The organism is Colwellia sp. BRX8-7 (genome assembly GCF_014077275.1).
GTDB lineage: Bacteria > Pseudomonadota > Gammaproteobacteria > Enterobacterales > Alteromonadaceae > Colwellia_A.
The window spans coordinates 1-15671 of the sequence record NZ_JACGVP010000015.1 but is presented as its reverse complement, the minus strand read 5'-3'; the positions used below and the strand labels follow the sequence as shown (position 1 = coordinate 15671).

Annotated in this window: 14 protein-coding genes and 1 pseudogene; 4 read left to right on the top strand and 11 right to left on the bottom strand. The window is 37.7% G+C overall.

Annotated features, from left to right (window positions below; all coding sequences use genetic code 11):
- Positions 1 to 34 precede the first annotated feature (34 nt).
- Positions 35 to 1366, bottom strand: coding sequence for an aldehyde dehydrogenase (locus tag H4J57_RS14655; RefSeq protein ID WP_182243457.1), 1332 nt, complete (start codon positions 1364 to 1366; stop codon positions 35 to 37).
- Positions 1367 to 1502: 136 nt separating this feature from the next.
- On the opposite strand from H4J57_RS14655, the gene H4J57_RS14650 reads away from it, so the two are divergent.
- A complete protein-coding gene (locus H4J57_RS14650; protein WP_404842393.1) occupies positions 1503 to 1859 on the top strand; it encodes a winged helix-turn-helix transcriptional regulator in 357 nt (118 codons plus the stop codon).
- A gap of 255 nt (positions 1860 to 2114) precedes the next feature.
- On the opposite strand, the gene H4J57_RS14645 is transcribed toward H4J57_RS14650, so the two are convergent.
- The 7 genes from H4J57_RS14645 to H4J57_RS14615 form a co-directional block, all read right to left on the bottom strand.
- Positions 2115 to 2444, bottom strand: a complete 330-nt coding sequence (locus tag H4J57_RS14645; RefSeq protein ID WP_146798582.1) for a YbaB/EbfC family nucleoid-associated protein — start codon at positions 2442 to 2444, stop codon at positions 2115 to 2117.
- A gap of 63 nt (positions 2445 to 2507) precedes the next feature.
- A complete protein-coding gene (gene dnaX, locus H4J57_RS14640) occupies positions 2508 to 4730 on the bottom strand; it encodes a DNA polymerase III subunit gamma/tau (protein ID WP_182243456.1) in 2223 nt (740 codons plus the stop codon).
- Positions 4731 to 4738: 8 nt separating this feature from the next.
- Complete coding sequence (gene apt / locus H4J57_RS14635; protein ID WP_220465244.1) at positions 4739 to 5293, bottom strand: adenine phosphoribosyltransferase; 555 nt, start codon at positions 5291 to 5293, stop codon at positions 4739 to 4741.
- Positions 5294 to 5345: 52 nt separating this feature from the next.
- Complete coding sequence (locus tag H4J57_RS14630) at positions 5346 to 5738, bottom strand: response regulator (RefSeq protein WP_182217985.1); 393 nt, start codon at positions 5736 to 5738, stop codon at positions 5346 to 5348.
- Positions 5739 to 5776: 38 nt separating this feature from the next.
- The gene (locus H4J57_RS14625; protein ID WP_182243497.1) at positions 5777 to 5938 is read right to left on the bottom strand and encodes a hypothetical protein; all 162 of its coding nucleotides are present in this window, start codon (positions 5936 to 5938) and stop codon (positions 5777 to 5779) included.
- Positions 5939 to 6436: 498 nt separating this feature from the next.
- Entirely contained in the window at positions 6437 to 7030 is a 594-nt protein-coding gene (locus H4J57_RS14620) for a hypothetical protein (protein WP_182216747.1), read from the bottom strand.
- 260 nt (positions 7031 to 7290) lie between these two features.
- On the bottom strand, positions 7291 to 9120 hold the full coding sequence (locus H4J57_RS14615) for a M4 family metallopeptidase (protein WP_182243455.1): 1830 nt from the start codon (positions 9118 to 9120) through the stop codon (positions 7291 to 7293).
- 663 nt (positions 9121 to 9783) lie between these two features.
- Between H4J57_RS14615 and H4J57_RS14610 the strand changes: the two genes are divergently transcribed.
- Positions 9784 to 10407, top strand: a complete 624-nt coding sequence (locus tag H4J57_RS14610; RefSeq protein ID WP_182243454.1) for a tyrosine-type recombinase/integrase — start codon at positions 9784 to 9786, stop codon at positions 10405 to 10407.
- 499 nt (positions 10408 to 10906) lie between these two features.
- Here H4J57_RS14610 and H4J57_RS14605 read toward each other — a convergent pair whose 3' ends face one another.
- Positions 10907 to 12031: a hypothetical protein gene (locus tag H4J57_RS14605; protein WP_182243453.1), complete on the bottom strand. Its 1125-nt coding sequence runs from the start codon at positions 12029 to 12031 to the stop codon at positions 10907 to 10909.
- Between the two features lie 607 nt (positions 12032 to 12638).
- Between H4J57_RS14605 and H4J57_RS14600 the strand changes: the two genes are divergently transcribed.
- On the top strand, positions 12639 to 13304 hold the full coding sequence (locus tag H4J57_RS14600) for a DUF4097 family beta strand repeat-containing protein (RefSeq protein WP_182243452.1): 666 nt from the start codon (positions 12639 to 12641) through the stop codon (positions 13302 to 13304).
- 567 nt (positions 13305 to 13871) lie between these two features.
- On the opposite strand, the pseudogene H4J57_RS14595 reads toward H4J57_RS14600, so the two are convergent.
- Positions 13872 to 14495 (bottom strand): annotated as a pseudogene (locus tag H4J57_RS14595) (tyrosine-type recombinase/integrase).
- A 72-nt stretch (positions 14496 to 14567) separates the two neighbouring features.
- Between H4J57_RS14595 and H4J57_RS14590 the strand changes: the two are divergent.
- Complete coding sequence (locus H4J57_RS14590) at positions 14568 to 14798, top strand: hypothetical protein (protein WP_182243451.1); 231 nt, start codon at positions 14568 to 14570, stop codon at positions 14796 to 14798.
- A 325-nt stretch (positions 14799 to 15123) separates the two neighbouring features.
- On the opposite strand, the gene H4J57_RS14585 is transcribed toward H4J57_RS14590, so the two are convergent.
- Positions 15124 to 15441 carry a hypothetical protein gene (locus H4J57_RS14585; RefSeq protein ID WP_182243450.1) on the bottom strand — a complete coding sequence of 106 codons (318 nt, stop codon included), beginning with the start codon at positions 15439 to 15441 and terminating at the stop codon, positions 15124 to 15126.
- Positions 15442 to 15671: the final 230 nt, after the last annotated feature.

The window sequence follows — 15671 nt, the reverse complement described above, 5'->3', positions numbered from 1 at the left end:
TTAGTTAAAGGGTTGTGCTGACCATAGTGTATTGCTATTGGTTGATAATGCGTAACTGGGTAAACTGGCGATGACCAGCTGCCGTGCCATGAAAACCAAAACCACTTTGTTTCGCCCCAACCCAAGGTCCAAGGCCTCCAGCGCCTTGATTAATAGCAACCATCCCCGCTTCCATTTGCTCTGCAACCTTATTAGCACCATCATGACCAAAAACCACAGCACCTAAACCATATGAGCTGGCATTGGCTCGTTCAACCGCTTCAGACAACTCATTAAAGCGACTAATAGCCACCACAGGGCCAAAGGTTTCATCTTGCTCTAAAAGCATATTAGCGGTAATACCAGTGACAACAGTAGGCTGTATATAAGGCAACTCGTAGTGATGTGTCCCTAATAAAAATTTTGCACCTTTAGCGTGTGCATCTTTAAGTTGCGATAAAACATGAGCATGCTGCTTAGGATTAACAATCGGGCCAAAGTTGACATGTTTTTGATCCCAAGCGCCCACTTGATAACGATTAGCTAAAGCCGTAACTTTCTGCTCGAATTCATCGGCGATCTGCTCATCAACATAAATGCGTTCGGTAGACGTACACATTTGCCCGGCATTTTCAAAAGAACTTGCAACAGCAAATTGTACCGCTTTGTTAATATCTGCGTTTGCCATCACAATAAGCGGATCGTTACCACCCAACTCCATAACTAAGCGTTTAAGCCCTGCTGCTGCACTTGCCATAATATGCTTGCCAGCCGCGAGTGAACCGGTAAAGGCGACCATATTAATATCGGCTTCAACTAAAGCTTTGCCGGTATCTGCATTACCGTGCACTATTTGTAATACGTTTTCAGGTAATAATTTATTGAGTGTATTAACAAAAAGTTCAGCAACCAAAGGTGTTTCTTCTGATGGCTTTAACACCACACTATTACCGGCAATTAATGCAGGTAATAGCAAGTTATTCGCCATGGCCAGTGGATAATTCCAAGGCGATATAACCGCAACTACACCTAAGGGGCGATATTGCATTTGTGCATTGTTTGTTATCGCCTCACTTTTGAGCGCTTGCACTATTTCTTCAGTAAAATAAGAGGCGTTCTGAACGGTGCCAGCCACTTCATAACTTGCTCTTCGGTGATCTTTGCCCATTTCTTGGCTAATTAATAATGCCAGTTCGTCTTCAACCATAGCCAGCCCTTTATAGGCCTTGTTTACACTTTGTTGGCGTTGTTCAAGAGACAGTGCTGACCAAGCTTTTTGTGCTTGCTTTGCACGTAACACAACCGCTGCCATTTGTGGGGCTTGAGTAACAGGGACTTCGCCTAAAGGCGCTCTATTAATGGGATCGTATGAGATAAGTTTTGGCATAAAATAGTTTCCTAAGATTGCATTAACATTAATGCATCGAGAGAGTAAATTGGCTATATACTCACATTATGCTAGAGTGGTTAATTAAAGCAACCAGTATACTTTTAGTAACCACTAAGATAAAAATAGAATAATGATTACAAAAACAATAAAAACAACAAGTAACGTAAAAAAAATAAATTCACAAAGCTGTGAAGAACCCTGTCTGATTGAGCGAGGTATGCGCGTTTTAGGAGGGAAGTGGAAAGCCTCTATTCTTTGGCATTTAAAAGATGGACCCGTACGCTTTAACGAATTATCTCGCATGTTAGGGGGCGCAAGTAAAAAGATGGTTGATCAACGCCTTAAAGAATTAGAAGTTCAGGGCTTAGTAACGCGTGAAGTTATTAGCGATCGTCCTATTGCCGTCGCGTATGAAATCACCGACTTTGGCCGTACCGCATTAGATATTTTAGAAAAGCTCAAAGATTGGACACAAGCAAACAATATTTAACTATAAAGCGGCGCAGTTGCCACGGCATTACAGTAAATTATAGCCCTTTATATGGAAAAACAGACGGCACTATGCTTTAACCTGGGCCTGGGACTAATAAACAGAATGCTCCAAAACGCACTAAACCGACAGTTTATTGAAACTCTATTATAAACGACGTGCCAAAACGTTAAAGAATCTATTTGAGTGTTATCTTAAATCCTTGCCCAAACAAAAATGGCACCTTAAAGGTGCCATTTTTATTAAGAGTAAAGCTTAAAAAGGCATTTTCATCCCAGGAGGTAATTGCATACCACCTGTTAGAGCGCCCATTTTTTCTTTATTTTGTGCTTCAACGCGACGAACGGCATCGTTAAACGCGGCTGAAACTAAATCTTCAAGCATATCTTTATCGTCTGCCATTAAGCTGTCGTCAATTTCAACACGTCTAACACTGTGTCCGCCTGTCATAGTCACTTTAACCATGCCGGCACCTGACTCACCAATAACTTCCATTTTAGCTAATTCTTCTTGAGCTTTAGCCATTTTATCTTGCATTTGTTGGGCTTGTTTCATTAAGTTGCCCATGCCACCTTTCATCATAATTTTTTCTCCAAAGTTCTGTTGCCGCCAAAGATAGATCTTAACGCGACAAATATCAAGTAGCAGTTACAATGCTACAATCGAATTTTCATCTAATTGTGCTTGAAAGTGAGTTTTCAAACCAATAATGATTTCATCATTTTGTAATAATTCTTTCGCATAGTCATAACGTTTATCATTAATATGTGATTGAATTTGATACGGATCATGAGAGGTCTCATCGACAATCGTCAATTCTACCGTAATTTTTCGTTGTAAAAAATCAGAGATGCATTGTTCTAGCTTTTTATGAGCAACATCACTGTTTAAATGTTTAGTCGCTTGATTTAAGTTAAGTAGCAATAAATCGTCGGTAGACCTTTCATCAACGGTTGCATGTATTGCCAATTGACGCAGTCGCCCTGTTAACGACATGGCGTCAATCATATTTGCCCATTTGTCGACTTGATTAGCAGAGCGTATTTTTGCTGGGTCTATCGCACTAACATCAAAAGCCTGCTCAGAAATAGATGTTAATGCAGGAACATCTGAACGAGGCTCTTCCTGAGTTATTGCTTCAAGAACATCTGGATTGTTTGTGTCTTGACGCCCTTTAGCGTCATTTGACTTTTTTGCGCTATTTTCCAACCCTTTTTTTCGACTACGTAACATGTTCCGGGTCGCTATAGCTTTTTCTATAGGCGATTGAGAAGTAGGCGTATCGATATTTGGGGCTATTTCAGCTAAATCTATATAGGGAGACATCGCAGGATGCTCTTGCTCTAAGGACGCATTGGGTACAGCTAAGTACTCAGGCGAAGTAATAATAGATTGTTCTTCTAAAGGGCTTGCTGTTACTGGCGAAGCATTGCCCGTTATAAGGTTGGGTCTACTTTCTTCAGCTGAGTCTATAGAGGGAGACATCGCAGGATGCTCTTGCTCTGAGGACGCATCGGGTACAGCAAAGTACTCAGGCGAAGTAATAGTAGATTGTTCTTCTAAAGGGCTTGTTGTTACTTGCGAAACATTGCCCATTATAAGGTTTGGTCTACTTTCAGCTAAATCGGCTATAGGCTGAACAACTGATGTTTGCTCGACTAGGGGCTGCTCAACTAAAGAAGACGCAACAAAATTATCAGGTTTATTAATATTGCTTTTAGCAAAGCTTACATCGTCAAAGTCGCTGGTTTGACTAAGCTGAGTATCGGGTAAACTTTCGCTATTTTTGATTGGTGTAAATGCTAATAATCTCAGTAAAAGCATATCAAAGGCTGCTTGTTCATCAGACGCATAAGGTAAGTCTTTACGGCCATTGAGCACTATTTGATAATAAAGTTGAATATCTTCAGCACTCATTGCTTTACTGAACTTATCAACCAATTGGTTATGCTCAGGCGACAAATCAAAGTGTTGACCAACAACTTGCGTCATAGCAACTTGATGGAGTAACTGAATAAGCTCTGCTGTTAATCGGCTGTAATTAGGTGCGTATGAGGCTATATCGAGTGAAAGTAGCATTAGCGCTTTAGGATCTTGCTTTAATAAGCTTATCAGTATTTTAAAAACCCAATTTTGATCGACACCGCCCAACATCTGTTGAACATTGGCGAGAGTAATACTTCCCTGCCCTTGCGCGATACTTTGGTCGGTTAAACTTAAACAATCACGCATACTGCCGCGAGCGGCTTTAGCTAATAAGGTTAAAGCACCTGGTTCAACTGAGACGTTTTCAGCGGTAAGAATTTGCTTAGTCTTTTGTTCAATTTGGCCGACGGTTAATGCTTTTAAGTGAAATTGCAAACAACGAGATAACACAGTTACCGGAAGCTTTTGAGGATCTGTGGTCGCTAAAATGAACTTCACATGTTCAGGTGGCTCTTCAAGCGTTTTTAATAACGCATTAAAGCTACTACGAGACAACATATGTACTTCATCAATTAAATAAACTTTATAACGGCCACGTGTCGGTGCATATTGAACGTTATCAAGTATTTCACGAGTATCATCAACCTTTGTTTTAGAAGCCGCATCAATTTCAAGTAAATCGATAAAACGGCCCTGGTCAATATCTTGGCATGTATCACAAACACCGCAAGGCGTTGAAGTTATCCCTTGTTCACAGTTCAAGCTTTTAGCAAAAATTCGAGCTATCGTTGTTTTACCGACACCACGAGTACCGGTAAATAAATAGGCATGATGAAGACGTTGCTGCTCTAGTGCGTTAACTAGCACAGTGACAACATGCTCTTGACCCACTAATTCTGTGAATTTTTTAGGGCGCCATTTACGTGCTAATACTTGATAACTCATATGACTGCCTAATCGCCGTTATATTGCAGTAAAGAATAAATCGATAAGCCAAGATCCGTTAAACGTTTTTCACCGCCTAAATCAGGTAATGAAATAACAAATGCAGCATCTGTAACTTCTGCACCAAGCTTTTTAGCAAGCATGAATGTTGCTTCGACAGTACCACCGGTGGCAAGTAGATCATCAACTATCAAAACTTTATCATCTGCGGTTAGTGCATCTTGATGAATTTCTAAGGTGTCTGTTCCATATTCAAGTTGGTAACTTTGGCTAATTGTCGCTCTTGGCAACTTGCCTGGTTTGCGGACAGGAATAAAGCTAATACCAAGCGCTAATGCCAAAGGTGCACCAAAAAAAAAGCCACGAGCTTCAGTACCAAGAATCTTAGTAAAACCAGAATCTTTATATTTAGCAGCAAATAAATCTATGGTTAACTGGTAAGCAGCCGGATCATCAAGTAAGCCGGTAATATCACGAAATAAAATGCCTGGTTTAGGATAATCAGGTACGGCGTGAATAGAGTTTTGTAAAAGAGAGAGTTCTGTATCGGTCATCGTTAGCATATCAAAAGTAAAAATTTATCATGGCTAAAGAATAAAGCAAAAGTACGATGATTTACAGTGAATAACGACTTGTATTGGTATTATTTAATTGATTTATTTCATTTACTGCATTTAACAAACTGTTTTCATTAATAGGCTTGGCAATAATGGCTTGAAAATGGAGTGAACGAGTTAAAGCGATGACATCAGTAGTGTTTTGAGTTGTCATGAAAATTATAGGAGTGTTAACGGTAAAAGGTTTTTTTTGAAGGTTTTTACTTAACTGAATACCGTTCATAAAAGGCATAAGATGGTCAATAATATAGAGGTCAAAATGCTGCTGTTGCGCCTTTTCAAAGGCAGCTAAACCATTGCCTGCAGTTTCAACGATATGACCCTGTTGTTCAAGTAACGGGGTAATAAAATCTAAAACGTTCTGCTTATCATCAGCGAGTAATATAACCATAGTATTAATACTTCTTATTTTAATTAAACGAGAAAATACTAATTTGAAAGCAGAGTGAACCAACCCATTACCATAGGCAAAAGTGGCGCTGAAACTAATGCAATAATCGCTGCTAATAAATGAAATATAGATGAGCTGTCTTTGAAGTCTTCGCCGTGTGACATGTTGATCTCGTTAACTTGAAAATATTCAGCGCGCATTCTAGCCGACAACAAGATTTATTTCTAGTAAAAGTTGATCTAGATCAATGATAAATCATGGCCTTTGTGGCTAGGCATAATGATTGATATTAGTCTCATTTACGCTTGGTCGTTTTTAAGGGGACGCAGTTAAGATGGCTTTTTGAAAAGACGACGGTTCAGTCATAATACTTAAGATAAACCGGAATATTTAGGATCACTTTCTGCGCATTCCTGACATTAACTATGGTTTGTTCTTTAGGTCACTGATTAGCCAAAAGCGGAAGTTAGCTTTTGAGTTACTAACGGCAGAACTGGTCTGAGCTACTACAACAAATTTTATTTATTTGTACTCTAAAATTCACTTAATATTGAACGTACAATTATGTTCCCAATTTCAAAAGCGGACATTAGAATCATCTTGGATGCACCGAAATTAGATTGTTAACTTTAAGGTCATATATCCCCAAAAGTGCTATAGAGTTATAAGAATTTTCACAAAAGTAAAGTCGTATAATATTAATCTTCAGGTATATAACTGCAATCATCTGAATTAAGACCTAACTGATATTCACTTGATTTAGTGTCCAGCCAATTCACTAATTCTTTTGCAGAAGGTGAAAGATTAACTTGTGCCAATCCACCAGTTTTCTCTAGTAGAGTTGGAGTATACATTTGAGTGTTTATATTAAAATAAAAGCTAAAAAAACGTATACTTCCAGAATCATGACAACGTTGCTGCGACTCAGTAAAATTATGAGAAGTCACCCGACTGGCAATACTTTTAATTTCCTTGATAACTTCAATATCTAAAGTTTCAAGTAAAGTCCCAGCGCCCCCCATCACTTTAGTGAGTTCTATTTCTGACTGCTCTGCCACTTCATTTACTGAAAGGTAACCATCATTATCCCCTTTATCATGATAATAATGATAAAAGTTGCCTTCAATATCAACAAAAATCCCTGCATGACTTGCCCCCCATGCATAGTTATCATAGGTCACAGCCAGTAAATATTTTTGTTCAGCTATTGGCTCTGCTTTTTCTTCTGAATCACCCTGACAAGCGTTAATAAAACAGATAATTACAAGTATCAAAAGATTGTTAATTTTCATTTTATATCTCAATTAGTTTAATTTTAAGTCAACCGTTTATTGTACGCTCAGATGATATTGGTAATTATTATACTCTAACAACACCTGAGCTTAATTTATTACAAATCGCCACCACCGCCACCACAACTAGCATTTACTAAAGTTGACGTTGCTGTGCCACAGTCACCCATATGGTTACAGACTCTTGCTTTAAAATATTGCAAACCACTAAAATAAATTTCACTGTGACTTGTTGATTGGCTATAGGGTAATATTTTTGCCTAAACACCGTATTTTCCATTACGGTGTTCAAGCTGATAAAACTCTCCTGAAGCTAAACTGCCATTAACAATTCCCCAAGAAGTATTAATTAATGCCCCACCATTTGAACAAGAGTAACTTTTATTAAGCCAAGTTGTTTTGTTTGGCAGGCTGCTAGCGCAATAAACCGAGCTGTCATTAGGTATACCAACCACACTCCATGCAGCACAAACCGCTTTGTGTTCATTTGAATTATTACCGTGTACTTGTAGGGCAACTCTTGCCGTATGTTCCATCGCATCTATAAAGGTTTCAGCGCTAGTCATGTATTGGGTAAGTGCTTGAAAGAAGATGTTTTCTGCTTTTGTATGGCCAACCCCCGTTTCTACAGGGTGACTGGTTCGTCCTTGTGGATGAAAACCGCCATTGACCAACAAGTAATAAGCAAGGTTGATTATGCCTGAGCTATCATGGACCTCAGTATTAGAAGTGAGGTCTAAATAAAAATCTAATGAATTATTATCTTTAGTAGGGTTATTCATATACCGCATGGCATCACCACTAACGGCTGGTTTCCATACATCTTCAGCAAGGAGCCAAGTATTGCTTGTTTGACCGTTTTTAAAAATATCAACAGCTGTAGCAAAAACATCACTAAGAGCTTCGCTTACTCCTCCTGACTCACCAATAAATTTACCGTTAGCACCCTGTTGATAGATAAATGTCGGGCCTATTTCATTCGATACTCCATGAGTATATTCATGGGCGACAATATCTAAAGAACGTCCTAAAGAAGAAAACAGGCTGACATCCCCATCACCAAAGAGGAACCTTTTATTGTTTGAATCCCAACGGCCAATATTTTTTTCATCTGGCTGTCCTACATCACTTACTACATAATGAATAGTCGCTTTTAGGCTTGTGCCATTATCATCAAAAGAGTCAATACCCTGTTTATTATTAAAATAATCATACGTTGTTTTTAGATGTTCATAGACATCCATAGCGGTAGTGTCTGAAGATGAGCCTCCCTCAGAGATAAGAGTTGTTGTTCCTAAAGGGATATCTTGATTGCCAGCACTGCGTATTTCTCTATCTAAAGCGTTATGAATTTGAGGTGTTCGCATGATAAATTGAGCATTTGTGGCATCAATATAAATCTTATCAAGGTATTGACTACCATTATTATCCTTATATTCAATTAAAGATAACCATGACAAATGAGCACCCCCTAAAGCATCAACCACATAAATTAACTTGGGCTGATCTAGGATATTTATATTTTTGTTATCACTTAATATATCTAATGATGCATTAAGCGCTTGCTGTTGAGTGATTAAAGCTTGAATGGCCAAATTTTCAGAAGAAATAACATTACCATTGATAGCATAAATATTATTATTGTTGTCGGTATGAATAATGAATTCAGCACCCTCTACTTTTATGTGATTTACATATAAGTCTAGCCGAGTATGATAACCCGTTGATGAGTTATTAACTCTTCTTATTTTAAAAGACTGGTTAGCTTGTAGATGATATATAGCGCCAATATTTTTAATTAACTTATTAATATCTTTATCGTGTGTCGCTGGGTTGTAATAACCTAATTCACCTTCGATATTTGATGGCATGCCATGTGCGTTAAACTTTAATTTACTGAGGTTACCAATTTTTTTGATGGCATTTCTTTGCTCTATACGTGTTCCTTTATCCTTTTTTATTACTTCATTAGCCGACACTATACTAATTGTGAATACAAAGCTAAAAGTGAGTGTCATCACAAGTTTAACTATGTTTAATGTAAACGTTTTTAAACGGATGTAGTTTGTTTTTTTTGTTCTATCAATCATTTAACTTACCTGTTGTTATAATTAAATTATTGGAACAACAAAATGCATTTACTTCTAACTTAAAAGACTAACGACTAATACTCACGAACGTGACTAATTTCACAATTGTTGCTATTCATCCTTAACCCTATGCATGTTTGATATTCCATTTAAAAAGCTACACAATTCCAATGTGTTCTTTTTTTAGTCACAAAAAATATATCACATTGATTATTAATCACAAGGAACAAATTGATTTACAATGAAATTTCAAATGAACACCTGATTTTTAAAACATTAATAAGCAATCTAAATCAGATCAAATCCATATACGCTTAGTGCCCCGAAGCGCCATAGAATTTAATACCTAAAATCATATTAATTTAATGTCCGCTTTGGTATTTTCTAATCAAATTAGAATTTTTGACTTTATAGATTCCTGATGAAATTTAGAACAATTCTATTATCTAACGCAGGGCTGATTTTCATCGGTTCTCTTGTCGCTAGATAAGCCAAGGCTAACGTCCGGTTTCGTATCTTAGTGATCACTAGGTGGCCTGATTGTTAACAAGTCAAGCCGTCTGCTTTGGGTTTTAGCTAACCTTTCTATCTCAACCAGATAGTTCCAAATTACCAAAATCGTTGAACCATACTTATAGTCTCTTTAACGAAAGGAGCACTATTATGTATAACATCATTCCTTACACCCCAAAACCTAGCTGGAATAAAGGTAAATTAGTTGGTCAAAAACTTCCTCTTAAGCTTGAGGAAGTATGGTCTATAAGGACAAGACTTGATTTAGCAAATAACCTTCGCGAACTTACTATGTTCAATTTAGCATTAGATTGTAAATTACGAGCGTGTGATTTTATTAAACTTAAAGTCATGGATATCGCTCATGGGAAAAGTATTCAATCTAGAGCAATATTGATTCAACAGAAAACAGGTACTCCTGTTCGATTTGAAATAACTAAAAAGACCCAAGAGTCGCTTAAAGAGTGGATCGCATTAAAATCGCTTCGTTCTAATGATTATTTGTTTGGTAGTCGGATGAGAAAGGGGTGCCATATAACAACCCGTCAATACGCAAGGATTGTCAAAACATGGGTTGCAAGTATTGGTCTCGACATTACATCGTATGGTACTCATTCGATGCGTAGAACCAAAGCATCTTTGATCTATAAAAAAACTAAAAATTTACGTGCTGTCCAAATATTACTTGGTCATACAAAACTAGAAAGTACTGTACGTTATCTTGGTATTGAGGTCGATGATGCCCTTGAATTATCTGAGTCTATAGATATCTAAACTACAAAAAATCAGGAAGAATGGACTCTTCCTTCCACGAATATCTCAAAGCGGTCATTATAGACCCTTCTGAATCACCCCACCAATGGATCACTAAGATACGAAAGCTGACCTTCCTAAATTATAAAAACATGAGTATATTGATGATAACTTTTTGACAATAACCAGTTAACCCGAATGAGAACAAAGCCACCACAACGGTCATTCATCATCAAATAATTAATACTGACTTCATGCTCATTGAATACATTAGCTACTGCTTGTTTTTAAGGTCAACTGACTCATCTAAAAGAAGTTTTTTGGGTTACGAAGAAAAGGCTAACTAGTATCACAAATAAAGGATTGGTCAGTAGTCAATTGCAGACATTCAAAGTTTACCAAGAGCAAACCCTATCGACTTTAACTGGTTGCTTCAAATATTTCTACTCTAACCAAACAAATGCTTATTGCTCTATCAAAACATATCGACGAGGCTAGAGTGAGACTATGCTGACAAACCTTACTTTTCCATCCTAGTCAGCTTTCTTACAACGGCGTTCAGGTGATCCGGAATGAACAAGCTTCCGTTTGGACCAAAGGCGATGATGTCCGGGTTGGAGATCTGGGCCTCTACCGCAGGTCCGCCGTCGCCAGTGTTACCTTGTTTCCCAGTGCCTGCAACTGTATACATGATCCCTGAAGGTGTTACCACGCGGACTCGCATGTTCACCTGATCGCTAATGTAGACGTAGCCTGAACGATCCACCGCCACACCTGTTGGTTCGCCAATCTGGCTTTCGAGAGCTGGCTTTCCATCGCCGTTAAACTCTGGAACGCCAGTACCTGCAATCGTTACAATGGTGCCGTCAGTTTTTATCTTGCGGATTCGATGGTTGAAGAATCCTGCGATGTAAACATTACCGTCAGCGTCAATCGCGATCGCAACGGGAGCGCCTAATTCAGCTTCTATGGCAGGACCACCGTCACCACTGAATCCACTTTTACCCGTTCCGGCCACTGTGGTGATGACGCCGTTGGTCGATATTTTACGGACACGATGGTTTGCAGTGTCTGCTATAAACAAGTTGCCAGCTCCATCTGTCACAAGATGGTTCGGAAAGTTGAACTGTGCTTTGAGCGCATGTCCTCCATCACCACTAAATCCAGTCACACCTGTGCCCGCTATATGCTGGGCAATTCCATCTGCGCCGATCTTGAAAATTTTAGAGTGCCCACGACTCAGGACGTAAAGATTATCATCGAGATCGGTGGCAACGCCATAAGCGTTTGATAGGTTGGTCTCATTTGCAGGGCGACTTCCTTCTTGTACTTCGGTGCTATCGGTACCTACCACTGTCGTGATGACCCCTTTAGACGTTACCATACGGACGCGAGGGATCTTCTCGTTTGCGATATACAAATTACCCTTGGAGTCAAGTGCGACGGCGGTGGGTCTTTCAATTAATGCATCGATCGCCTGGCCTCCATCGCCACTTATTCCTCGTATTCCGGTCCCGGCAACAGTGGATATCGTAAACCGGGGAATAGCGGCATGGCCACGTTCATCATCGGAGTTAGAAGATTGGGCTAACACAGTAGTGTTCTGTGCTGCAATAATGGTAGCCAGTAGTAAAACTTTTTTCATATTAGATAACCTATAGAGCCTGTTTATAAATAGATAATATCAACCTTTGCAATATTCACACCAATCTACAGTTCCCATTCTCTTTAGGTTGTTCAAAATTGCATATTCATATTGTTATCTTTTTTCGCCAGAACATAGTGAAAATAACCATTTGTAGTGGCTGAGAATATAGACAAAGAAAGCCTAAATTAATTTATATGTATAAATGTCCGCTAAAATCTATCCCCCCCCTGCCTGTGAACGAATATCTGCATTTCGTTATTTTTAAAGGTAGCTGACGTTAAAATCATTTTTCTAAGGCTCTCACGCCCTATTTCGACTTAGTCTGTCAAAATTGAATTTAATCAATGTGGGGATATTAAGATACTTTTTCTTATTCTAACTCAGTCTACAATTGACACAGTTACGAGTTTTTTTAGAAAACAGATAAAATTAACAACCAACTTAAAACTGGTGGAATTAGTTAAAATGTGCGTTATAACGCTAAATTCAATCAGCGGCTAAAAGACAATTTATATCAATCGTTTGATTTATAATGACTTTATATGGTTGGTTTGAAAATTGCTTACGTAAATATTAAAGCATTACTCAATCATATGGAAACACAATGAAATATAAGCATATTGTCGGCATCATAATAATATTATCAACATCATCTTGCTCTACAGTTAATACTCCCTCTAATGTAAGGGTTGGCCCTACTCAAGAAATTAACCTAACTATTATCGAAGATATTGTCATTGATCTTAATATTACTGCGGGTGATGTTGTCATTGAAAGCTCTCCAGGAGATCAGTTAAGGGCAGAAATGACAGTAGAATGCCCTGGTATTAATAGCAAATGCGCCAAGCGTATGACTGGTCTAAAATTTGTATCATTAACTGAAGGAAAACACCTAACACTAAAAACCAATAAAGATTCTTTGTTCCAGAGTTATAACGCCAATCTTAGCGTTAAGTTATTTATTCCTAAATCTAAGCAACTTAATGTCAACATGGACGCAGGTTCACTTAAAGTAAACAATGTAGATTCTTGTTTGAACATTGATATGTCAGCAGGCGAAATAAATATCCACATGTCTGAAACTATGATTGCTTCTGTTGATCTTGATTCTGCGTTTGGTGAAGTTTCACTTAATGTAAATGGACTACATAAAAATGAAAATCGGTCATGGTTAGTTGGCGGAGAAATTAATTGGGATCAGGGAAGAGGTAATTGTCATATGAAAGTTGATTTACAATCTGGTGAAATATTAGTGAATCTTGCTGGCTAGTTATAAAACTTAATGATATGGGATTGTGTCTTGCTATTTGGTTATTAAGGCAATAAATAAGTACTAATCCCATCTTGAAGTTAATTATTTTTATTCTAATTACCAATTCAAGAAAACAACTTTGCACAAAATTCTCTCCCACTTTGTGACTTGATCCTGCTTTCATCATATTCTATATGTCATCAGCACAGATTAAGTATTAAAATATAATTTTCAGTAGGCTCGATTTCGTATCATTAATCATTAGATTGGGTGATTTTTAACAACAAAAAACGACTGCTTTAGGCTCTGAATTGTCATTAGCAACTCACAAGCTAATGTCAGCTTATGGCTAGCTGAAGTCACAAGGTTATCTTCGATGCTAATGACCGCTTTATTGGTAAAGCGGTCGTTAGAATAAAAACTGCTAGAGTCCGCAATGCGCACCAAGAAGTCATAAAAATGAAATGTTGAAATGTTGAAATGTTAGCAATCGTATCAATCTTGTCCTTTTTTTTACTGATTTTAACGAGAAGATATGACCGCTCTGTGGCAGGAAGCGTCCATACTTCCTTAGTTATTTGTGGTTCAAATATCTATAGTTTCCGACAGTTCAAGTGCATCATCGACTTCAATACCAAGATAGCGAACGGTACTTTCTAGTTTTGTATGACCAAGCAAAATCTGAACTGCTCTCAGGTTTTTGGTTTTTTTATAGATCAAGGTTGCCTTAGTTCGCCTCATTGAATGAGTACCATAGGATGTTACATCCAAACCAATACTAGAAATCCACTTTTTGACGATTCTGGCATATTGCCGAGTCGTTAAATGGAAATCATCTTTTACTCTACTACCGAATAAATAATCACTTGAATGAAGAGATTTGAATGATATCCATTTTTGTAAAGCTATTCTCGCTTTTTTAGTTATTTCAAATTGAACAGGAGTTCCCGTTTTTTGTTGAATTAACATAGCTCGTGATTGAATAGTTTTCCCATGTGCAATATCCGACACTTTAAGCTTTATGAAATCACATGCTCTTAATTTACAATCTAGTGCTAAATTAAACATAGTTAATTCTCGAAGGTTATTGGCTAAATCAAGTCTTGTTCTGATAGACCATACTTCTTAAAGTTTAAGGGGAAGTTTTTGCCCTACAAGCTTACCTTTGTTCCAACTTGGCTTTTGTTGATAAAGTACAATGTTATGCATAATTTTACTCCTTCTTTAAGTGAACTATAATTATGGAACCATAACGATTAAATTACTTCTTGGAGAAACCTCATGACTAATGAACCTGATTGGATGAACCCAGCCAATGACCCTAAGACACCATATACTGAAGAGGAGCTTGAGTTATTTGTTGATGACTTTATTGAAGACTTTGGAGTTGAGTGGGAAGACTTAAGATCCAAATTGGGCGAATCAATGGCAAGACAAAAAATCAAGGACGGATTCATAGCCAAAGATGAAAAAAACTTACATAATATCGAACCAGATGGTGAAGTTCATTAGAGGTTGAAATAGTGCGCTAACCAGAAGCCTTGAGTGACTAAATTAATATTTCGGCTCCTAGCCATTACCTGGCATTAGCTTTTGAGTTAAAACGTCAGATCAGAGATTATAAAGCTTCATTTTAAACTTAAAAAATCCATCTATTCACAACAGAATTTATACCTAAAACTTTTACATGGCGTTAGATCTAAAATCTCCAAAGCGGACATTATAATTATTCAAGTTTCAAACGAATTTAGAGTATTAAATCTAAGGCGGTTTCGCCCCCAGAGCGAGATAGAGTTACAATTATTTTTATCGTACTTGAAACTTGAAACTAGGCATTTTACCAGTCATGCTTTTCAGGATCTGTTTCGTTAAAAAATTCTTCTGATAATTTGGAAAGTAAAGTTTCATCAGCAAGTCCTTCTTTGCGCATCGCAATAAGCTGAATCCATGCTTTTGATCTACTGTGACCATCAAAAAGTAAAGACATATGCTTATTTCTATTTTGCAGTAATTTATATAATAAAAGGTACCTGTTATGGCTATGCTCATTTTGATCAGAAATCACTTTTTGTGATTCGTCCAGAGCCAAAGTGCAGTATTTTTCAATAGCTATATCTTTAAGCTCTGTGAATAATTTCCAGTCTGATTCTCTCATTATAAACTCCAACAGCTAAGTTGACCTACATGCCTAACGCCCCACTAAGAGGCAAATAATAGTTGGTTATAATAGAGAGCGAGGCGAACAAAACCAACTATCAAAGTCCTGCTTGAATGGCTTATAGTTGGACCAATCCATTTATCAATCGATTAATTTACTATAGTTGATAAGTGGAACATGCCTCTGTTGGTTACGAATATTGAACGGCAAACATCCAATGTTTCTAA

Coding starts and splice junctions, on each gene's coding strand:
- H4J57_RS14655 (WP_182243457.1), bottom strand. CDS start 1,366: ATGCCAAAACTTATCTCATACGATCCCATTAATAGAGCGCCTTTAGGC.
- dnaX (WP_182243456.1), bottom strand. CDS start 4,730: ATGAGTTATCAAGTATTAGCACGTAAATGGCGCCCTAAAAAATTCACA.
- apt (WP_220465244.1), bottom strand. CDS start 5,293: ATGCTAACGATGACCGATACAGAACTCTCTCTTTTACAAAACTCTATT.
- H4J57_RS14630 (WP_182217985.1), bottom strand. CDS start 5,738: ATGGTTATATTACTCGCTGATGATAAGCAGAACGTTTTAGATTTTATT.
- H4J57_RS14625 (WP_182243497.1), bottom strand. CDS start 5,938: ATGCGCGCTGAATATTTTCAAGTTAACGAGATCAACATGTCACACGGC.
- H4J57_RS14620 (WP_182216747.1), bottom strand. CDS start 7,030: ATGAAAATTAACAATCTTTTGATACTTGTAATTATCTGTTTTATTAAC.
- H4J57_RS14615 (WP_182243455.1), bottom strand. CDS start 9,120: ATGATTGATAGAACAAAAAAAACAAACTACATCCGTTTAAAAACGTTT.
- H4J57_RS14610 (WP_182243454.1), top strand. CDS start 9,784: ATGTATAACATCATTCCTTACACCCCAAAACCTAGCTGGAATAAAGGT.
- H4J57_RS14605 (WP_182243453.1), bottom strand. CDS start 12,031: ATGAAAAAAGTTTTACTACTGGCTACCATTATTGCAGCACAGAACACT.
- H4J57_RS14600 (WP_182243452.1), top strand. CDS start 12,639: ATGAAATATAAGCATATTGTCGGCATCATAATAATATTATCAACATCA.
- H4J57_RS14590 (WP_182243451.1), top strand. CDS start 14,568: ATGACTAATGAACCTGATTGGATGAACCCAGCCAATGACCCTAAGACA.
- H4J57_RS14585 (WP_182243450.1), bottom strand. CDS start 15,441: ATGAGAGAATCAGACTGGAAATTATTCACAGAGCTTAAAGATATAGCT.